Origin of the sequence: Paenibacillus sp. S29, from assembly GCF_049319765.1 — a bacterium.
GTDB lineage: Bacteria > Bacillota > Bacilli > Paenibacillales > Paenibacillaceae > Paenibacillus > Paenibacillus polymyxa_B.
Genome location: NZ_JBMOUI010000007.1, coordinates 22,242 through 43,523 on the forward strand (window position 1 = coordinate 22,242; position 21,282 = coordinate 43,523).

Annotated in this window: 16 protein-coding genes; all 16 read right to left on the reverse strand. The window is 47.7% G+C overall.

Annotated features, from left to right (window positions below):
* Window positions 1-2: 2 nt before the first annotated feature.
* A complete protein-coding gene (locus tag ACL9RM_RS13565) occupies window positions 3-1,379 on the reverse strand; it encodes a bifunctional folylpolyglutamate synthase/dihydrofolate synthase (RefSeq protein WP_039272579.1) in 1,377 nt (458 codons plus the stop codon).
* Between the two features lie 36 nt (window positions 1,380-1,415).
* Window positions 1,416-4,082, reverse strand: coding sequence for a valine--tRNA ligase (locus ACL9RM_RS13570; RefSeq protein WP_250266508.1), 2,667 nt, complete (start codon window positions 4,080-4,082; stop codon window positions 1,416-1,418).
* Window positions 4,083-4,491: 409 nt separating this feature from the next.
* Entirely contained in the window at window positions 4,492-5,823 is a 1,332-nt protein-coding gene (locus ACL9RM_RS13575; protein WP_323873116.1) for a LysM peptidoglycan-binding domain-containing protein, read from the reverse strand.
* Window positions 5,824-5,949: 126 nt separating this feature from the next.
* A complete protein-coding gene (locus ACL9RM_RS13580; protein ID WP_250266510.1) occupies window positions 5,950-6,864 on the reverse strand; it encodes an RluA family pseudouridine synthase in 915 nt (304 codons plus the stop codon).
* A complete protein-coding gene (gene hemL, locus ACL9RM_RS13585; protein WP_025722720.1) occupies window positions 6,861-8,165 on the reverse strand; it encodes a glutamate-1-semialdehyde 2,1-aminomutase in 1,305 nt (434 codons plus the stop codon). Before hemL ends, ACL9RM_RS13580 begins: the two co-directional genes overlap by 4 nt.
* 30 nt (window positions 8,166-8,195) lie before the next feature.
* A complete protein-coding gene (hemB, locus tag ACL9RM_RS13590; protein WP_028541574.1) occupies window positions 8,196-9,194 on the reverse strand; it encodes a porphobilinogen synthase in 999 nt (332 codons plus the stop codon).
* Window positions 9,195-9,243: 49 nt separating this feature from the next.
* The gene (gene cobA, locus ACL9RM_RS13595) at window positions 9,244-10,800 is read right to left on the reverse strand and encodes a uroporphyrinogen-III C-methyltransferase (protein WP_250266511.1); all 1,557 of its coding nucleotides are present in this window, start codon (window positions 10,798-10,800) and stop codon (window positions 9,244-9,246) included.
* A 4-nt stretch (window positions 10,801-10,804) separates the two neighbouring features.
* Entirely contained in the window at window positions 10,805-11,731 is a 927-nt protein-coding gene (hemC, locus tag ACL9RM_RS13600; protein WP_250266512.1) for a hydroxymethylbilane synthase, read from the reverse strand.
* A 1-nt stretch (window position 11,732) separates the two neighbouring features.
* Entirely contained in the window at window positions 11,733-12,380 is a 648-nt protein-coding gene (locus ACL9RM_RS13605) for a precorrin-2 dehydrogenase/sirohydrochlorin ferrochelatase family protein (protein WP_414126384.1), read from the reverse strand.
* Between the two features lie 8 nt (window positions 12,381-12,388).
* A complete protein-coding gene (gene ccsA / locus ACL9RM_RS13610; protein ID WP_061828817.1) occupies window positions 12,389-13,216 on the reverse strand; it encodes a cytochrome c biogenesis protein CcsA in 828 nt (275 codons plus the stop codon).
* 16 nt (window positions 13,217-13,232) lie between these two features.
* Window positions 13,233-14,627: a glutamyl-tRNA reductase gene (gene hemA / locus ACL9RM_RS13615; RefSeq protein ID WP_069290219.1), complete on the reverse strand. Its 1,395-nt coding sequence runs from the start codon at window positions 14,625-14,627 to the stop codon at window positions 13,233-13,235.
* A gap of 249 nt (window positions 14,628-14,876) precedes the next feature.
* Entirely contained in the window at window positions 14,877-15,275 is a 399-nt protein-coding gene (gene speD, locus ACL9RM_RS13620; protein ID WP_250268951.1) for an adenosylmethionine decarboxylase, read from the reverse strand.
* A gap of 267 nt (window positions 15,276-15,542) precedes the next feature.
* Entirely contained in the window at window positions 15,543-16,130 is a 588-nt protein-coding gene (locus ACL9RM_RS13625) for a non-ribosomal peptide synthetase module (protein WP_250266514.1), read from the reverse strand.
* A gap of 290 nt (window positions 16,131-16,420) precedes the next feature.
* Window positions 16,421-17,032, reverse strand: a complete 612-nt coding sequence (gene yihA, locus ACL9RM_RS13630) for a ribosome biogenesis GTP-binding protein YihA/YsxC (RefSeq protein ID WP_061828820.1) — start codon at window positions 17,030-17,032, stop codon at window positions 16,421-16,423.
* Between the two features lie 18 nt (window positions 17,033-17,050).
* Entirely contained in the window at window positions 17,051-19,387 is a 2,337-nt protein-coding gene (gene lon / locus ACL9RM_RS13635; RefSeq protein ID WP_061828821.1) for an endopeptidase La, read from the reverse strand.
* A gap of 110 nt (window positions 19,388-19,497) precedes the next feature.
* Window positions 19,498-21,225, reverse strand: coding sequence for an ATP-dependent protease LonB (lonB, locus tag ACL9RM_RS13640; protein WP_061828822.1), 1,728 nt, complete (start codon window positions 21,223-21,225; stop codon window positions 19,498-19,500).
* Window positions 21,226-21,282: the final 57 nt, after the last annotated feature.

Genomic DNA, 21,282 nt, shown 5'->3' on the forward strand with positions numbered 1-21,282 from the left:
TTTCACCAACCTTTTTCCGAATCGGTTTGATACATAAGGGTAGCCCGTACATCCGCAATAAGGTACAGCGTGCCGGACACCACCCCCAGATCTTCCGCTTCCGTATGTGACTGAAGCAGGCCAAGAGCCTTTTTCCAGTCACCTTCTACAATTATTTTTAAATCCGTTTTGGCATAAGACGGCCGCAGCTTCTCCACGAGATGAGCCAATTCAGCGGCATTCATTTTGCGGCGAAAATCGGGCTCGGTCAGGATAAGCGTATCCACTAGTGGCAGTATATGCTGCAAGTATGCTTCATGATGCTTGTTTGACAGCATTCCCATCATTAAAACCAATTTTTTGTACGAATACACTTGAGGAAGACTCTTGGCCAGCGTCTGTGCTCCTTCTGGATTATGAGCTCCATCAAGGACAATCCTCGGCGAGGTACTGACTTGTTCGAGACGCCCTGCCCAGGCAGTTTGCCTAAAGCCCTCCAGCAATTCTGCATCATCCAACACAAAAGCCATATACTGACGTAGGACCTCAAGTGCCATCATAGCTCCTGCCGCATTAGAACATTGGTGCTCGCCTAACAACGTGATGTCAATTTCCATATGTCGGAAGGGCCCCGCGAATGAAAAAGTCTGAGCTGTTTCATCCCCATTTAGCCGTTCATACGTAAACTGTTCTCCTGCCAGGTACAAGGTAGCTCCTTGCTTTGTCGCCGTTTCACGTATGACCTGAATAGCCTCGGGTTGGGAAACACAACTGACGACAGGTACACCCGGTTTGATGATACCGGCCTTTTCCCTTGCAATCTGTTCGAGCGTATCTCCCAAAATATCCGTATGGTCATAGCCGACATTCGTAATAACTGAGACGATTGGATTCACGATATTAGTTACATCCATCCTTCCCCCGAGACCTGTCTCCCATACCACAACATCTGGGAAAGATACCGTAGCATAGTATAAAATAGCTAATGCTGTCGATACCTCAAACATTGTAGGTGATCCCAATTCACTATCTGCGATTTCTTTCACCAACGGATACAAGCGATTGGCAAGCAAAACCAGCGTTTCATCGGGAATATCAGTCCCATTGAATTGAAAACGGTTCGTAAATCGGGTGATGTACGGAGACGTAAAAGTTCCGACATCGTACCCACATTTCAGTAGCACAGAGGTCAGAAAGGCACAAGTTGAGCCTTTACCGTTGGTTCCCGCAATATGCACAAATTTCAGATGTCGTTGCGGATCACCCAATTTACTCATTAGCTGTTCAATTCGTTCCAATCCGGGTCTGATACCAAACGGAATCAAGCCGTTAATCCATTCCACTGCTTCATCATAGCTTTGTAAAGGAGCCGTGTCTCCGCCCCTGATCGTATCTGACATCCTCTTCACCTTCAGGTCATTTTATTGTGAGTGAAATTATCCCTTGAGTTCTTCAATACGTGCGATAACTTTAGCGCGCTTATCTGAGTAATCGGCTTGCTTGGCCTTCTCTTCCTCGATGACTTTAGCTGGTGCCTTCGCCACAAAGCCTTGGTTAGATAACTTTTTCTCCACGCGCTCCACTTCACTGTTCAAATGCTGAAGTTCTTTTTCCAGTCTGCTAATTTCCTGGGCAATATCAAGCAGTCCGGCCAGCGGCAGGTATAGCTCTGCGCCGCTAACTATAGATGTCATCGCTTTATCTGGAACGGTGAATTCTAATCCCGCGTCGAATTCAGACGTATTACAGAATCTACGTACATATTCCCCATTGCGGTTAATGATATCGAGAACGGCTTGATCACCGGGTTTTATGAGTAATTCAATTTTTTTACTCATCGGCACGTTGACTTCAGCACGGATATTGCGCACAGCGCGAATTACGTCGATCAGCAAATTCATTTCTGCAACTGCATCCTTATCCTCAAAAGAAGGATCATAAACAGGCCAAGCGGCCAGTGTAATCGTCTCTCCCTCATGCGGAAGATGCTGCCATATTTCCTCAGAGATAAACGGCATGAACGGATGAATCATGCGCAGTGTCCGATCCAATACATATGCAAGGACGGACTGCGTTTTCTTTTTCGCCTCTGCATTTTCGCCATATAAAGAAAGCTTCGCAAACTCGATGTACCAGTCGCACAAATCATCCCAAATAAAGTTATACAGAAGGCGGCCTGTCTCGCCAAATTCATAAGCATCTATTAGACGCGTGATGTCGCGTGAAGTTTCGTTTAGACGATGCAAAATCCAACGATCAGCAGTGCTTAAGTCACCAGTAATGTCTATATCTGCCGAAGTGACGCCTTCCAGATTCATCAGCGCAAAGCGTGACGCGTTCCAGATTTTATTGGCAAAGTTACGGGCCTGCTCCACACGCTCCCAGCGGAAACGAAGGTCTTGCCCAGGCGTGCTACTGGTGGAAATCATATAACGCATGGCATCGGTACCATATTGGTCAATCACGTCGAGCGGATCAACACCGTTGCCGAGGGATTTGGACATTTTTCTACCGTCCGCATCGCGAACCAACCCGTGCATAAGTACGTCCTTGAACGGAATCTCTTCCGTAAACTCCAACGCGGTAAAAATCATACGCGATACCCAGAAATAAATAATGTCATAGCCTGTAACCAAGACATTAGTCGGATAGTAGCGTTTGAGGTCCTCTGTCTGCTCAGGCCAGCCCAATGTCGAAAACGGCCATAAAGCCGAGCTGAACCAAGTATCCAGCACATCCTCATCCTGTTTTAACTTTTTGCCAGCATACTCAGGCAAAGTTGTAGGGTCCTCCGCCGATACAATAACTTCTCCGGTCTCTTCATCGTACCAAGCCGGAATACGGTGTCCCCACCATAATTGACGGGAAATACACCAGTCACGCACATTTTCAATCCAATGCAGATAAGTACGTTCAAAGCGATCCGGGACAAAGTTTACACCGTTGCCAGCCTTCTGCACTTCAATCGCTTTAGCTGCCAGAGGCTTCATTTCCACAAACCATTGTGTGGACAGATAAGGTTCTACAACTACACCTGTACGCTCACTGTGGCCTACTTGGTGTACGTGCTCTTCAATACGAATCAGTACGCCCTGCTCTTTCAGATCAGCGACGATTTGCTTACGGCAATCGCTACGATCAAGGCCCTGATATTTGCCTGCTTCGGCATTCATCGTTCCCGTTTCGTCCATCACCGTAATTTGTGGCAGCTGGTGACGTTGTCCCATTTCAAAGTCATTCGGGTCGTGAGCCGGTGTAATTTTAACCGCGCCGCTACCGAAATCTTTATCAACATAATCATCCGCAATGACCGGAATTTCCCGTCCGATGATTGGGAGCACAAGCGTTTTGCCGATCATTTGCTTGTAGCGTTCATCTTCCGGGTGTACAGCTACAGCTGTATCGCCCAGCATCGTTTCAGGACGTGTAGTGGCTACCGTAATAAATCCGCTACCGTCTTTCAGTGGATATTGCAGGTGATACAGATTTCCGTTCACCTCTTTGTATTCCACCTCAATGTCCGATAATGCAGTACGTGCAGCAGGGTCCCAGTTAATGATGCGTTTACCGCGATAAATCAGACCTTTCTTGTACAGTTTAACGAATACCTCACGTACCGCTTGGGACAGTCCCTCATCCAGCGTAAAACGCTCACGAGAATAATCGAGAGAAAAACCCATCTTTTCCCATTGGTTATGGATATTATCTAGATAAAGATCCTTCCACTCCCACACTTTCTCCAAAAACTTCTCGCGGCCCAAATCATAACGTGTCAGGCCTTCTTCACGCAGCTTTTGCTCTACCTTTGTTTGGGTAGCAATACCCGCATGGTCTGCCCCTGGCAGCCACAAGGCATCATACCCCTGCATCCGCTTGGCACGAATAATAATATCCTGCAAAGTAAAGTCAAGAGCATGTCCAATATGCAACATACCTGTAACATTCGGTGGTGGAATAACGATTGTAAAAGGCTCAGCCTCTGGATGTTGACCAGCGCGGAAATACCCCTTCTCCATCCACGTTTTGTACCATTTTTGTTCTGCTGATTTTGGATCGTACGTTGTTGGCATTTCCAAGGTTGTCTTGTTGTCTTGTTCTGACATATCAGGATACCTCCATGATTTTTCAATTGGCAAATAAAAAAAGCCTTTCATCCTCAAAGGACGAAAGGCTGTTCTCTCGCGGTACCACCTTTGTTTCACCCCTTGTGTATGTATCCACTGATCCATTACACATGGTGTGACACTTTATGCAGATAACGGTTGCGGACCGGCCTTATTCTACCGTGAGCCTCTTATCTTCCGTAGGAATTAAATGAGGAACCGTTCAAACAGGCGACTCCCGGGTGACTTCGGCCAGTAGCTTCCTGCGGAACCTCACAGCGCTGCAATTCCACTCTCTGAAGGGCTTGCTGCCTACTCTTCCCGATCTCAGTCTTTCAATAACTATACCACATCATACATTTCCCATTGACTATAGTCAACACCCGCCGTGCATTTTTCAGCAACCGGATCAAGGGATATACAATACCTGTCCTTCTTCCACATGATGCTCCGCCAATCTGTTATACAGTTGAAGCTCACGTGTGCTGAGCTGATAACGGTCAGCTATGGTTTCCAGTGTATCCTCGCGCTGTACAATGCATAACCGCACCTTGCGAAAAGGTGTTTCATCTTGTGTATGAAAAAAAAGGTTCTTCCACTTGGCATTCTCTCGCTCTTCTTCGGCTTTCTGATCCTGATCCTGCGGCTCCTGCTCCAACTGCTGCTGGTATTCGGCTTCCTTCACCGAACGGCTGGATTGGAGCAATGATGAGTAGACAACCGGGTCTGGCTCGTCTGCCCCTTCATCCTTTTTACTGTTGAGCGCTACACGCATCTCTGGCTTATCCTCAGTAAAGGTATCATGGGCCTCGTGGTTAACCTGTTCTGACGCTTCAGGCCTGAAGTCGAAGTTATCTACTTGACTCGCTTCCAACTGTGGCTCCAGATAGACCTCGGACTCCGTGGCAGGATGCGGTTCAGACAGCAAAGGTTCATATACTATATTAGGAGATGCGGGAGATACTTTGGGCTCATTTCCCCCTGCCCATGCTTCCTCTTGCTGAAATCCCCACACTTCCGGAGACGCATGCTCATGCTTGACCTCGGGAGAGCTGTCTCCAACTGCTTTGCCCGTCCAAGGCTCATAGAATCGGTTAGGATCTACTGCCGACTCATAAGCTTGCTGTTCCGACAATGACTTCTGTTCCTCATGGTCCTCAGACGGCTGTTCCCAAGAAACGGACTCCTGTTGTGCTGGCACTCTGTAGGAAGTTTCAGGATCTGTAACGTGATCGGAGGACGAGTCATTGGTAGAATAGGCCTCTGCATGATGATCCTCTCCATCGGCGGAAAGGGATTGAACCGGATGCTCAGGTGCATGCACTACGGTAAATTCCTCATCCAGCCAAACCGCCGTCTCCTCCGCGTGCGAGCTTTCCACGCCATGCAAAGAAAGAACGCCTGTAATGTTTAGACTACGTAAAGAAAGCAGGTCCACATCAAAATTTTCAATCTCGACAGAGATATCTTCCAATCTCCCTACGCGGTTTAGCGGAATGGTAATTTCCACAGGGATCAAATGATGAAGCTCGCTCGTGATCTGTTCAGGTGTGCGGTACACGCCCTCCAGCAGCAAATGCCCTCGCAAAGCGGCATGGTCGCCGTGGGTTACAACCTGAATGCGTGGCAGAAGCTCAATTTCCTCCAACTCAGCAATCCCGGCAGCTTCCTCCGTCAAATGAATGCGTTCATAAATATCAAAACGCAAGCCTTGCGGCTGATCATTCTGTTGTTTGTTCAAGGATGGCATCCTCCTTTGGGCAGTCTCCGCACATCCTCTGACTTCTGGTCAGGCGCACGGAAACTCCATATTGCAAACCGTTTCTAGGTTCAAGTATATGCGCCAAAATAGAAGGCATGCCATCTTTTATAGCTGTTTGTGTAGCTTTTGAAAATCATCCGGCCAAGCATCCTCCACGGTAATCGTTTCGCCACTCAGCGGATGACAGAAGGTAAGACGCTCTCCGTGCAGCGCCTGCCTGCCAAAATCAGTAGCCCGCCCCCCGTATAATACATCCCCAAGCAACGGGTAGCCAGCATGACTAAGATGTACGCGAATCTGGTGCGTCCGGCCTGTCTCCAGCGTCAGATATACGAGACTCACTGCACTTGGACCGCTTCCCCATACTTCTCCGAGTTCAATATGGGTAACCGCCTTTTGCCCAGTTGGAGATACACGACGGCGCTGCTTATGATGCCTGTCCTTGCCAATCGGCCAATCCAACGTTCGCAGCGATGGGGGTACTTTCCCTCGTACCAAAGCTACATACCTGCGGCCTATATCCTTAGCTCGCATTTGCTCGTCCAGCTTGAGCAACGCAAATTCATTTTTGGCATATAGCACTGGGCCCGTCGTATCCACATCCAGACGATGTACATGCCGTACCGCCGCATGAATGCCATTCATCTCATAGTAGGATGCGACAGCATGATCCAACGTCAGCGGACCATCCTGCACAGCGCCGTCCGGATGTACTGCCATACCTGCCGGTTTATGCACTACCAGGCAAAAATCATCTTCATACAGTACCTTCAAATCATACCAACGAGGGGTGATTCCAAGGTTCATTACAGGAAAAAGGGCCAGCCGCAGCCGGTCCCCTGTAAGTTCAATCTCTTTTGCATGACGCAGTCTGCGCCACAGCTTTTCCGGTAATTCCAAACGATTCAGCAACCACTGATCTACAGCATCAGCATTGTTTTTTTCCCCGTCTGTGATTTCCCGTCCTGGCGTGACTTCCAGCCACGGTCCTCTTCTTTTCCAGCCACCTTGCCAGCTCATAGACGTTTGAGCGCGCGATAGTTCGCCTCAATGGTGGCATCAATATCCTCTACCGTATGCACGCCCGACACAAACATACCCTCAAATTGAGATGGTGCCACACTGACTCCCTCATTCACCATTTCAGTAAAGTAACGGCGGAAGTGGTCCTGATTACTCGTTTTAGCTGTGTCAAAATTGACAACCTTTTCTTCTGTAAAAAATGGACAAACCATGGAACCCACGCGATTGATCGTGACAGGGATACCCAGCTCGCTCGCATTACGTTCGAATCCGGCTTGAAGTCTTGCTGCCCGCTCTTCCAGGCGATCGTATACTTCTGGCGTCAGCAATTTAAGTGTCGAATAACCTGCTGCCATAGCCAGCGGATTTCCGCTAAGCGTACCCGCTTGATAAATTGGCCCCGATGGAGCAATCTGTTCCAGAATATCGCGACGTCCGCCGTAAGCACCTACAGGGAGTCCACCACCAATCACTTTACCCAGACAGGTAAGATCCGGCGTCACACCAAAACGACCTTGAGCCGAATGAAGTCCAACCCGGAATCCAGTCATCACTTCATCAAAAATCAGCAGACTTCCGTACTGCTGGGTTACCTCACGCAAACCTTCCAAAAATCCAGGCTGTGGCGGTACAACTCCCATATTGCCTGCTACTGGCTCGACAATAATTGCGGCAATCTCTTCGCCAAATTTCTCAAAAGCTAGCTTCACCGAAGCCAAATCATTATAAGGGACGGTGATGGTATGGGTAGCTACGACTTCAGGTACGCCCGGACTATCGGGCAAACCTAATGTCGCAACACCAGAGCCTGCTTTAATCAGCAAGCTGTCCGCGTGACCGTGATATGATCCCTCAAATTTAAGAATTTTACTACGGCTCGTAAATCCGCGTGCGAGTCGAATCGCACTCATAGTCGCCTCAGTTCCGGAGTTAACCATACGTACAATGTCCATAGAAGGAACACGCTCACATACGAGCTTGGCCATTTCGGTTTCTGCCAACGTTGGTGCGCCGAAGCTGGTTCCTTTTACAACAGCAGCCTGTAAAGCTTTAACCACTTCGGGATGTGCATGGCCCATAATAAGCGGTCCCCATGAACATACATAGTCTAAATAGGATTGACCATCAATATCATATACACGCGATCCTTCGCCATGGTCGATATATACAGGTGTAATCCCAACAGATTTAAAAGCCCGTACCGGGCTGTTAACGCCACCCGGAATGTATTGTTTTGCCTCATCAAAGGCTACTTTGGAGTTCGTATCCTTACGCACTTTTCGTTGTTCGTCGATCAATCTGACCACTCCTATCTTCTGAAAATAGACTTATTGCTTCAACCATCTTGCCGCATCCTTGGCCGAATAGGTAATAATCATATCTGCACCCGCACGCTTCATGCTTGTCAGAATCTCCAACACCATTGCTTTTTCATCAATCCAGCCTTGAAGAGCGGCTGCCTTGACCATGGCATATTCACCACTAACGTTGTAAGCCACCATAGGCAGATCAAATTGATCCTTAATCGTGCGCATCACGTCCAGGTAAGAAAGAGAAGGCTTCACCATCAGCATATCCGCACCCTCCAGCACATCAGACTCCGCTTCTCGCAATGCTTCACGTGCATTGGCAGGGTCCATCTGATAGGATTTGCGGTCACCAAACTGCGGCGCAGAATCTGCGGCTTCCCGGAAAGGACCATAAAAAGCAGACGCATATTTGACGGAATACGACATAATCGGAATATGTGAAAAGCCTTCCAGATCCAGCCCCTGCCGAATCGCTTGTACAAAACCGTCCATCATATTAGATGGCGCGATAATATCCGCACCAGCTCTGGCCTGAGAAACGGCTGTACGTACCAGCACCTCCAGAGATTCATCATTCAATACTTCACCGCATACCTCACCATCATGCTCATGCATGTGTACCATACCGCAGTGTCCATGGTCCGTAAACTCACACAAACAAGTGTCAGCCACAACCAGCAGTTCGGGATAACGAGACTTGATCAAACGAGTAGCTTCCTGAACAATACCATCGTCCACAAAAGCCGAAGTCCCTACACTGTCTTTTGTTTCCGGTATGCCAAACAGGAGCACGGCGGGAATGCCAAGCTCACTAATCTCTTTTAGTTCTTCCTCCAGCCGATCCAGAGAAAAACGGTATACACCTGGCATAGAGCTAATTTCCTGTTTCACCCCAGTGCCAAATGTTACGTAGATCGGTTGGATAAAATCAGCGGGATTCAATACCGTCTCACGCACCATACTGCGGATTGCAGCCGACTGGCGCAAACGACGATGTCTAGTAAAAGGAACACTCATGAATACAAACCTCCATTTTTTATACATTCATTAGCAAAAACAAAAAAAATTATAATGTCATAAGAGTACTTGATCGTTTCCAGTCACATAACGATTGGATCAGACTTTCGATGGTTGCCTTCTCTGACATAAAACTCACAGTCAAACCGGCTTGGGTAGCTGTCTCACCGGTCAAAGGACCTATTACAGCAATCGTAACTCCCTCCAGCAGCGACAACGGATCATGGATCCCCATTTGCCTGAGCGCTTCCAGAAAAAAGGTGACGGTTGAGGAACTCGTAAACGTAATCGCATGAATGGCACGTTCCTCAAGCAGCTTGAGGAGCTCGTCATCCTGTGTGTTGGCTGCCAGCACAGTTTGATACAAATCAGCCTCGGTCACATGAAGCCCCATCTCCCTCAGCTTTTCTGGCAGCCACGGCCGTGCTAGATCACCTCTAGGTAGAAATACGTTCTGCCCTGCCTGCAAATCCTGCTCAAACCCTTCGAGCAAGCCTTCTGCCTGAAAAGGGCCTTCGATCTGTTCTGCCACAATTCCGTGTGTCCGAAGCGCAGCTGCTGTAGCTGGTCCGACTGCGGCAATACGCGCTTTGAACAGCATGCGTACGTCCTTGCCCTGTTCCTTTAAGTGCGTGAAAAAGTATTCAACTCCATTAACGCTGGTGAAAAACACCCAATCATATTCAGGTAGTCGCGCAAATGCCTCTTTAATTTCCTGTTTGGTTGGCTCGTCCGAAGGGGCGACCGTCTGAATAACTGGAAATTCATATGGCTCGCCACCAAGCTCCTCAATCCGGTGAACCAGACTGCTGGCCTGCGCACGCGCGCGAGTAACCAAAATCCGCTTGCCAAACAAAGGCATGTCCTCAGCCCATTTTAACTGTTCACGTTGATTGACCACTTCTCCGACAACGATGACGGCGGGAGGTTGGAAATTCGCGGCCTTCACCTTAGCTTCAATATCCGCCAGCGTACCCACCAGCGTATCCTGCTCAGCGCGGGTCCCCCAACGGATCAAGGCAACAGGAGTATTTGACGGCTTGCCGTGTTTTATCAGCTGTTCACTGATATAGCCGATCTTTGCTACACCCATCATAAAGATCAGTGTGCCCGTTGCGTTCGTCACTTTATCCCAATGAATACTTTTGTCGAGTTTATCGGGACTTTCATGACCTGTAATGATAGACAGCGATGAGGCCATATCCCGGTGTGTGACTGGAATGCCCGCATAGGCGGGCACACTGATTGCTGATGTGATGCCGGGTATAATTTCATAAGAAATACCATGTTTACGCAGTAGCCCGGCTTCCTCGCCGACTCGTCCAAATATAGTGGGGTCTCCCCCTTTAAGACGAACAACTGTTTTTCCTTCCAAGGCCAAATCCACCAGCAGCTGATTAATTTCCTCTTGCTTCATGGTGTGACGATCTGGCAACTTGCCGACATAGATTTTTTGGGCACCTGGCTTCATCAATCCCAAGAGGCGCGGGCTTGCCAGTCTGTCATATACAATGACATCGCCCAATTGAATGCATTCCCAACCCTTGACCGTAATTAATCTTGCGTCTCCGGGTCCTGCACCTACCAAATATACTTTTCCTGCCATGCTATCATCCCCTCACCTGCGCAAGAATCTGTTCCGCTCCTTTGGCTATCAAACTGGCCGCCACCGCTTCTCCCAGCTTTTGCGAATCATTTCCCTGGAGCGTTTCCTTCAAAATAACCTCGCCATCTGGCGAGCCTACCATGCCCGTGAGGCTGATTTCTTGACCAGCCCAGACCGCATGAGCCCCGATCGGCACTTGACACCCCCCATTTAACACGCCCAGAAAGGTTCGTTCTGCCGCAACGGTAGCCGAGGTATCCCGGTCGTTGTAAAGGCGCAGCAAGGCCAATAGTTCTTCATCGCTCGCACGACATTCAATACCTAGCGCTCCCTGCCCAACCGCCGGCAAACAGTCTTCTTCCGATATATAGGATGTAATTCGCTCTTTCCAGCCCATCCGATGCAAGCCTGCTGCCGCCAAAATGATAGCATCAAAACCTTCCGTCTCCAGCTTTTTCAGACGGGAATCAATATTACCCCGCACAGGCTCCAATTGTAGATCAGGTCGCATGGACTTGATTTGACTGGCTCTGCGCAGGCTGCTCGTGCCCACCTTTGCCCCTTGAGGCAAATCCTCCAGGCTCTTGGCGCCCAATGTGATCAGGCAATCACGTGGGTCCTCACGGCGCGGCACAGCGCCGTTGACAAGCCCTTCCGGCAATTCGGAAGGCATATCCTTCATACTATGTACTGCCATATCAATCTCACCAGCCAGCATGGCCTGTTCAATTTCTTTGACAAAAAGCCCTTTGCCACCCACTTTGGACAAGGTTACATCCAATATTCGATCACCCTTGGTCAGGATTTTCTTCACGACAAATTGCAAATCCATTCCATGCTTCGCGCACAGCGCGTTCAAATCTTCAATGACATGCCCGGTCTGAGTTAACGCCAGCGCACTCTGTCTGCTGCCTACCACAATTGTTCGCATGTTATTCCTCCTGATTTTGCGCAATCCATAGGTCTATTTCTTTTTCGGTCCAAGCCATAAATTCATGACGCCGTATTTGATCCAAAATTCCGCTACTCGCCAAGCGCCTCAGTAGTTTGGTCCTTTGCTGTGGGGAACTTATCTTACGTTTGATGATCTGTCGCATATCGTGCATGAAATCCAGATATGGCTCGTATTCGCTACCAAACAACGTATTCAAAGCTGATGTAATATCAGTGGTCACAGCAGGGCCAGCCCCTTCTGTGGAAATACTAATCGTCAGTCTTCCTCGTCGAATGGTACCCGGCGTTATAAAGTTTCCCTCTTCCGATCGATCCGCCACATTTACCAGTATACCCCTTTGTCTGGCCTCGTGCGCAACCTCATCATTCACTTCTCTCTGGTTCGTCGCCGCATATACAAGAAAGGCTCCCTGGAGGTCACCCTCGCGATATACGCGATTTACCCAGTGGAGCTGCTTGTGATCCGCCAGAACCTGTAAATCCGGCGTTATATTCGGGCTAATGACGGTAATGAATGCCCCACTTTCCATCATCCCCTTTACCTTTCGTTCCGCAATCCTACCGCCACCTACAACACAACAGATCTTATTCTTACAATTCAACGAAATCGGGACAAAATGCTGCAAAAGGCTTTTCACTCTCCCGTCCACTGATGAAATACAGACCAGGAATTTAGCAAAAAATTAAGAATCAATAGCGTGTAGCCCACCAATGCCCACTTTGCCATTACTAGCCCTGAACGCTGATTCAATCTTTTGCTCACTAAAAATATAATATACACGCACAAGGCAATCGCTGTCATCAGCACCTTGGTATCTAGCAAGAGACGCCAGCGTTCCTCGGCAATAATAGAAATAACGGCAACTACAATAGAGACTCCCAACAAAGGAGTACCAATCAACAGCGCCATATGCGTATACCGGTCCATCATTTCTAGACTCGGCAAGCGTCGGATCGTGTCATTCCATTTCTTTACTTTCAATTTACGATGCAAAAACAGATATAACCCCGAAAATACAGCTGCTACCGTCATTGCTACAAAACCAAGATTAGCCAGCGCAATATGAATCAGGAGCAGACCATGCACGGTATGCCAATTTCCAAGTGGGTTGTCCAGAGGCTCCATCCATATATTGTTGAGCACTAGCACTGCAAAACTAATAATATTAAGCAACAATACCGCAAATTCGGATCGCTGATAACGTGTCAGAATCAAAGAAATCAGTACCAAAATAACTGAGAACAGAAATAGAAAATCATAGGTCACGAAAATAGGAAGATGCCCTTCATTCCAGGTTCTTATCCCCATATAAGCAAGCTGGAGCACCAGAACGACAACAAGAAGCCCTGTACCTGTCCGTTTAGCATTCGCATTACGACGAATCCCATCCGAGAATACAAACAGAAGGCTCAGGGCAAAAACATAAATCATTGAATCATATATAAGCATGCCTGAAGCCACTTCTGTTCACCCACCTTTACAGGCTGGCCGGCGCAAACGACGCTGGCAAAGCCTGAGCCTGAACGGTTTTTTCATGAACACCGGCTTCCGGTTTCATTAACGCAGATGCATCGCTTTTATCTACTTTCTGAGCGGCGTCATCCAAACGATCCTCCAGAGCAAAAATATGGCTAAACATGTCTAGGGCCTCATTTCCCTGCTTTTGGACAGCCAGTTCCTTTACCCGATTGATCGGATCATGCATCATCTGATTCAGCATACTTTTCGTCAAGCGGCTAATCACTTTGCGTTGCCGTTCATCCAGCTCAGGAAGCTTATTGAACAAGCTTTCCAACGTATCCTGATGTACAGACTCCGCTTTTTCCTGTAATGCACGAATCACCGGACGCACTCCCATCGTTTTCAACCATTGATAAAACTCGCTAAGCTCATCTTCGATCATATGCTCGATTTTTGTAGCTTCGGTACGGCGCATTTCCAAATTGCTCTCCACGATCCCTTCCAGATCATCAATATCGTACAGGAAAACATTCTGTAATTCACCAATAGCCGGGTCGAGATCACGCGGAACCGCAATATCAATCATAAACAAAGGACGGGACTGTCGACGTTTCATACTTGCTTCAACCCGAGTCCGATCCAGAATATAACCCTGGGCACCTGTCGAACTAATGACAATATCCACATCCGCCAACCGATTCATGCCTTCCTCCATCGTAACCGGCGTTCCATGGAACTTGGAGGCAAGGTCTTCCGCACGGGACAGGGTCCGGTTTGCTACAATAACCTCAGCTGCTCCACCGCTGTACAAATGCTTAACAGTAAGCTCGCTCATTTTACCAGCACCGAGAATCAGTACCTTTTTATCGGTAAACATCCCGAAAATCCGTTTGCCCAGCTCAACTGCTGCATAGCTGACAGATACGGCACTTTCTCCAATAGACGTCTCCGAATGGGCACGCTTGCCCAATGTGACGGCTTGCTTAAACAACATATTAAACCACGTTGCCGTAATTTTCTGGGATTGAGCCTGAAGAAAAGCGTTCTTTACCTGTCCCAAAATTTGTGTTTCTCCGATTACCATAGAATCAAGGCCACAAGTCACACGGAACAAATGCCGAATCGCCTGCTCGTCCTCATATATATATAAATGTTGTGTAAATTGATCACGTGGAATGCCAAACCATTGCTCCATAAAACTGCGTATAAAATAACCGCACATATGAAGGCGGTCCACCACAACATATATTTCAGTCCGATTGCAGGTTGCGACAACTACGCCCTCCAACACACTTTTGGTAAGTTTGAGTTGTTCCAGCGCTTTTGGCAAATCTTCTTCTGCAAATGTAAAACGCTCTCTGACTTCCACAGGCGCCGTACGATAATTCAACCCAACAACGACGATGTGCATTGCAAATTCACCTGCCTAAACTGTAATAAGAATAACCACTGTTATCATAAACTATGTTAATTATATCACAGAAGTCCGAATGTCCTCCGGCTGTTTTATGAATTGTTTATGAAAATTGGATGACGTTCATGAATATCTAGCACGTTCTGTATGATTTGATTTAGTGTAAACCACTTTTAAAACAAATAACCATGGAAATGTTCCATGGTTATAATATAGGACGCACAAATGGCTCCATAAAAGAACGATTTACACCAACTCGGCCAGCTTGCACTCCGGTGATTCCACCTGAAGTTCTCCCAAGCCGCGAATCAGCTTCTTCGCATATGTTTTTTTCGGTTTTAGAACGGATACCAGGTAATCAATAGCCAGCTGCGGATCGACAGTCTCACCGCAAGTATAACAATCAATAGCGGCAAATCCTCTCTCAGGATACGTATGAATAGAGAGATGACTCTCCGACAACAGTACAAGCACGGTAGCTCCCTGTGGTTCGAATTGCTTGGATTGAACGGACATCACCGTTGCTCCGCAAGCTTCAGCTGCTTCAACTAATTGAGCCTCCAAAAACTGCGCATCATTCAGTAATTCAAACTCAACACCCCAAGAATCTACGGCAACGTGTCTTCCGAAAGTTGAGTACTCCAATTCCATCTTTCGGTTCCCCCTTCCTAGGAATAAAATGTTTGAAAAAATTTCATCCGCTAGGACCTACGTCATTCACTTCCCGAGGGAATAACCTCTCGCAACATTCAATGTCCTGAGTGAATCCTGGTTCCTATATTCATTTTCAACGAGATTAAAAATAACATCTATGTGAAGCAAATGCAATCATTTTTTTGGAATAAAAAAGCCCCTTTCGGTAAAGAAAGGGACTACACTGCATAACGATTCATTCCATGTATTCATGCCTTATTAAGCTTCCAGTGCAAATAATTTCGAGCAACTCATTCGAAGCTTGTGGTCAATCTGTTCCAACTCCGAGAAAGTACGCGCCAAATTCCGCTGGTCAAGCAACGAATTAATGAGATGATATACGTCTGATATTTCATTTTCGACGTTCTGATGCTGAAAAAGCTGTTGCAGTTCCTGAACCGTATTTTTATATTCAAATACCAGCCTGGAGCCTACGGCATTCTTCTCCATAATTTTACGAACCGTACCTTCATTATAAAAATACACCATAGTGAATCCTTGATATATTCGGTAAACGATGCCTTCGCCCTTAAAACGAACAAAAAGTTTGCGTATAAACAGGGTTAGTTGCGGATGAATTAAGCGGCAAGTCAATTCACACACAAACGCTCCCTCTTGGGCTTCAAAAAACAAATGAACTTCCTCACCCGCACTATGCTCCAGAACGATTTCCTGTCTTCCGTTATCTAGAACTTTAATATAGTAATGCACCTGGGGATCATCCACTGCCCGCAAAAATTCGTCCATTTGAGTTTCCGACAAGGTCAAAGTGGTTTTAACATACTCTGTGGCTAACCGCTGAGCCATACCAATCTCCTCAATTCTTTCCTGAACCTATAAGTTTAAGCTTTATGCTTTATTATACATCAGACCTACAACGCTTTTCTTGCACATCAAATCATAAATTTCCGCCATACATCGGAAATAAACGGAAAATGATAGGGTTGAGACTGCATTATACCCCATATCCTCACTTTTCTGCTTAAATTCCATCAGTGCCTTTAGTTATTATATATTATTCCCACCGATTTAGTGAGTTTAATTTTTTTCAAAGCCCGAATCATGAAAAAAGGACGCCCTTAAGGACGTCCCTAACCTTACAATTCCGTCTGCTCTTCGTCGTCATTCTCTATATAGCTGGAGATGACAGACCACAGCTCTTCCTTGCCCATACCTTCTTCGGATGAAAAGGGGATAAACAATCCCCCGGGAAGTATTCCGAGTTCCTGCTTGATTACCTTATAATGCTTTTCTCGCCGCGTTTTAGGGATTTTATCTGCCTTAGTGCCTACAACGCAGACTGGAAGCCCGTGATGGCGCAGCCAATCGTGCATCATGATATCGTCCTTGGACGGCGGATGACGCAAATCCACCATTTGAAGCACCAGCTTAAGTGGCTCACGCTCCAGCAAATAAGACTCAATCATCTGCCCCCAAGCCTTGCGGGACGTTTTGGATACCTTGGCATAACCGTAACCGGGAAAATCGACAAAATAAAGATCATCATTAATCCGGTAATAATTGAGTTGCTGGGTTTTACCTGGCGTAGAACTGGTACGTGCCAAATTTTTACGGTTAATCAACCGATTAATCAGTGAAGACTTTCCTACATTGGAGCGCCCCGCCAGAGCAATCTCTGGCAAAGCGTCCACAGGAAACTGATCGGGGCCAACCGCACTTATTATAAATTCTGCTTTTGTTACTTTCATTGTGTTCTTAATTCCTCTCTAATGTACCCTTGCCTGCTCAACCAAAGCATGCTTTAGCACCTGATCCATATGGGCAACGGGGACAAATTCAACATCCTGCCGGATACTGTCGGGAATATCCTTCAAATCCCGTTCATTATCTTTGGGAAGCAGAATTTTTTTGTAGCCTGCCCGATGGGCAGCCAGCGACTTCTCTTTCAAACCACCAATCGGCAATACTCGGCCGCGCAAAGTAATTTCGCCCGTCATAGCTACATCCTTGGATACATGACGGTTGGTCAAAGCTGAAATTAATGCGGTAGCAATAGTAATTCCCGCAGATGGACCATCCTTCGGAATCGCACCCTCAGGAATATGAATGTGGATATCATTTTTCTCATAAAAGTCCAGTTCAATGCCCAGATCAACTGCTTTGGAACGAGTGTAGCTGAATGCCGCCTGGGCAGATTCCTTCATAACGTCTCCCAATTTACCCGTAAGAATCAGTTTACCACTACCAGGTACGACCGTCACTTCAATCATCAGTGTTTCACCACCGACCTCTGTCCATGCCAAGCCTGTAACCGTACCGATCTGATCCTCCAGTTCTGCAACACCGTAACGGAATTTAGCGATACCCAGATAATCCTTCAGATTATCCGGTGTGATTTGAATCGGCCCTTCGCCACCAGATACAACGGACTTCGCTGCCTTGCGGCACAGAGAAGCCATTTGCTGTTCTAGATTCCGCACACCGGATTCACGGGTATATTCACGAATGACACGCAGGAGCGTATCCTCCCCGATGACCAACTGTTCCTCGTTCAAGCCATGCTCTCTCTTCTGCTTGGGCAATAGGTACCGGTTGGCGATTTCCAGCTTCTCCAATTCGGTGTAGCCTGGAATATAGAGTGTCTCCATACGGTCCATTAGCGGACGCGGGATGTTGTGTGCAGCATTGGCTGTCGTTACAAACATCACATTGGACAGATCAAACGGCAGCTCGACAAAATGGTCACTGAACGTATTGTTTTGTTCAGGATCAAGCACTTCGAGCAATGCTGCCGATGGATCCCCCCGAAAATCGGAAGCCATTTTATCAATCTCATCCAGCAAAAATACCGGATTAGACGTTCCTGCGGTCTTCATCCCTTGAATGATCCGCCCCGGCATCGCGCCAACATAAGTCCGGCGGTGACCACGGATTTCCGCTTCATCCCGCACACCTCCGAGAGAAATGCGAACAAATTCCCGACCCATGGATTTGGCAATCGAACGGGCCAACGAGGTCTTGCCGACCCCTGGCGGGCCTACGAGACACAGAATCGGTCCCTTAATGGTCTTCACCAGCTTGCGCACAGCCAAATACTCCAATACACGTTCCTTGGGTTTATCGAGTCCGTAGTGGTCGTTATTGAGTACCTCTTCCGCTTTGACGATATCCAGATCATCATCGGTAAACTTGTTCCACGGCAAGCTTAACAACCAATCAACATAATTACGGATGACGCCACCCTCGGCAGAGCTTGCTGGCATTTTTTCCAGACGATCGATTTCCTTTTCGACCTTCTCCTTCACCGGAACAGGTAGCTCCAGTTCACTTAGCTGGTTGCGCAGTTCTTCAACTTCTCCTGCGCGGCCTTCCTTCTCGCCAAGTTCCTTTTGAATCGCCTTCATTTGTTCACGCAGATAATACTCCTTCTGCGTCTTCTCCATTTGCTTCTTCACACGCTGGTTGATTTTACGTTCCAGCTCCAGTACTTCACGCTCATTGTTCAAAATATCCAGAAGCTTCTCCAGACGCTGAGTAACGTCGACGGTCTCCAGTATATCCTGCTTTTCCTTAATTTTGAGCGTTAGATGACTTGTGATCACGTCTGCAAGCCGTCCCGGCTCCTCAATATCGGATACCGCAGCGAGAGTCTCCGGTGTTACCTTTTTGGACAAGTTGATATAATGCTCGAACTGAGTTAATACAGTGCGCATAAGCGCATCCGTCTCAGGCTGTACGTTTTCTGCCTCGTGCAGCTCCTTCGCCATTACCTCGTAATATTCTTCATTGTCCGTATATTGAATAATCTCGGCGCGTTCCAGCCCTTCCACCAATACTCGAATAGTTCCATTAGGAAGCTTGAGCATCTGGCGCACCTTGGCTACCGTGCCGACTCGAAAGATGTCCTCTTGTGTAGGTTCTTCAATATTTACTTCTGATTGAGAACACAGGAGAATCAAATTGTCTTCAACCATCGCTTTTTCCAAAGCCTTGACCGATTTTTCCCGGCCCACATCGAGATGCAGAACCATGCTCGGGTAGACCAGAAGTCCTCTTAAAGGCAGCAAAGGAAAACGACGACCTTTTGTCTTGGTGGGTCCCATCGCTTTCGCACCTCCAGTGATTCTCAGGTTCCGGATTTTACAATCCTCACGTTGTTATCTTTCATATTTTATCAAATGTTTTATGAAAAAACCAATGAAAGGGTGGTTCATCAGCAAGATCCTGTATCTGATATCGTCCCGTTATGCGTTCCATCAGCCTGTAACAAGGAAGATTGGGATGGGCGAAAAGTCTCAATTGGCGCATGCACAGGCAAATCTGACGTCATCTCTTCCCCAAACACATGTCGGAACACTTCGGTAACTGACTGTACAGGAATGACTTTTAAACCCTCAATACCGTCAAAAAGAGCTTGCCAGTTGTCCTGCGGAATGATCACCTTTTTGGCTCCAGCCTGAAAAGCGGCTTCAACCTTGGCTAATACACCACCAATCGGTTTGACACGACCATGGATGCTAACTTCGCCAGTCATAGCAATTTCATGATCCACCGGAATTCCCCGCATCGCGGAAGCAATGGCTGTTGCCATCGCAATTCCTGCGGATGGGCCATCTACTGGCGTACCCCCAGGGAAATTGATATGCAAATCGTAATTCGATGGAGATAATCCGAGCGTACGCAAAACGGTTAAAACATTTTCCACAGAACCTTTAGCCATGCTCTTACGGCGCAGCGTGCGGGACCCACCTCCAATTTCTTCCTCATCCACGACCCCCGTAATATTATAAATTCCCTTTCCCTCAGGAACCGGAACTGCTGTAACTTCAATTTCCAGCAGCATCCCCATGTTCGGGCCATATACAGCTAATCCGTTAACGAATCCGATTTGCGGCAAGCCCGGTATTTTTCGGTCAGGACGTGGTTGAATCTGACTGCTGCCCGCTACCCATTCCACGTCGGAAGCATTGAGACGCTCCCTTTTCTCGGTAAGTGCCAAACCAGCAGCCAGCTGGATCATATTGACCGCTTCCCGACCGTTCGTTGCGTAACGTTGTACAACTTCTACCGCCTCAGGGCAAGGGCCAAAGCCTAGCTTGTGGACAGCATCCTCTGCAATACGAGCAATCTCCTGTGGCTGTAAGGCACGGAAATAAATCTCCATGCACCGGGAGCGAATCGCAGGTGGCAGTTCATGCGGCGAACGGGTCGTCGCACCTACCAAACGAAAATCGGCTGGCAAACCGTTTTGGAAAATATCGTGGATATAAGCAGGAGTGTTCGAATCTTCCGAGTTGTAATACGCACTCTCCAAAAATACCTTGCGATCCTCCAGTACTTTCAACAGTTTATTCATCTGCGTTGGATGCAGCTCACCAATCTCATCAATGAACAGCATTCCCCCATGCGCCTTCGTCACAGCTCCGGGCTTAGGCTGCGGGATTCCAGCCACCCCCATCGCTCCTGCCCCTTGATAGATTGGATCATGCACTGAACCTATCAGCGGATCCGCAATACCGCGCTCGTCAAAGCGGGCCGTCGTAGCATCAATCTCCGTGAATTTGGCATCTCCCTTGAACGGGGAGGACAGATTCTTCTTAGCCTCTTCCAGCACCACGCGTGCAGCAGCCGTCTTCCCTACACCCGGCGGGCCATAAATAATGACATGCTGCGGATTCGCACTACATAACGCTGCCTTGAGTGCGCGCAGTCCGTCCTTCTGACCCACGATATCCTGTAATGTGGCAGGACGTGTGCGTTCAGCCAACGGCTTAGTAAGTGAAATAGAGCGCAATTTGCGCAGCTTATCCAATTCCTTGCGGGATTCCCGATCCACCGCACTACGGTTTGTTTTCTGGCTCCGCAGGAGGTTCCAGAAATACAGACCAATTACAATCCCGAAAAACATTTGCACCAATAACAAAATCATAGTCAAGTCCATCGTATTTCCTCCGTTTCTCATCTCAGCAATTTGAAAAATGCCGCTCTATGAAAAACA

Bases quoted from the DNA above. Each gene is read 5' to 3' on its own strand.
- ACL9RM_RS13565 (WP_039272579.1), bottom strand. From the start codon at position 1,379: ATGTCAGATACGATCAGGGGCGGAGACACGGCTCCTTTACAAAGCTAT.
- ACL9RM_RS13570 (WP_250266508.1), bottom strand. From the start codon at position 4,082: ATGTCAGAACAAGACAACAAGACAACCTTGGAAATGCCAACAACGTAC.
- ACL9RM_RS13580 (WP_250266510.1), bottom strand. From the start codon at position 6,864: ATGAGCTGGCAAGGTGGCTGGAAAAGAAGAGGACCGTGGCTGGAAGTC.
- hemB (WP_028541574.1), bottom strand. From the start codon at position 9,194: ATGAGTGTTCCTTTTACTAGACATCGTCGTTTGCGCCAGTCGGCTGCA.
- cobA (WP_250266511.1), bottom strand. From the start codon at position 10,800: ATGGCAGGAAAAGTATATTTGGTAGGTGCAGGACCCGGAGACGCAAGA.
- hemC (WP_250266512.1), bottom strand. From the start codon at position 11,731: ATGCGAACAATTGTGGTAGGCAGCAGACAGAGTGCGCTGGCGTTAACT.
- hemA (WP_069290219.1), bottom strand. From the start codon at position 14,627: ATGCACATCGTCGTTGTTGGGTTGAATTATCGTACGGCGCCTGTGGAA.
- ACL9RM_RS13625 (WP_250266514.1), bottom strand. From the start codon at position 16,130: ATGGCTCAGCGGTTAGCCACAGAGTATGTTAAAACCACTTTGACCTTG.
- yihA (WP_061828820.1), bottom strand. From the start codon at position 17,032: ATGAAAGTAACAAAAGCAGAATTTATAATAAGTGCGGTTGGCCCCGAT.
- lon (WP_061828821.1), bottom strand. From the start codon at position 19,387: ATGGGACCCACCAAGACAAAAGGTCGTCGTTTTCCTTTGCTGCCTTTA.
- lonB (WP_061828822.1), bottom strand. From the start codon at position 21,225: ATGGACTTGACTATGATTTTGTTATTGGTGCAAATGTTTTTCGGGATT.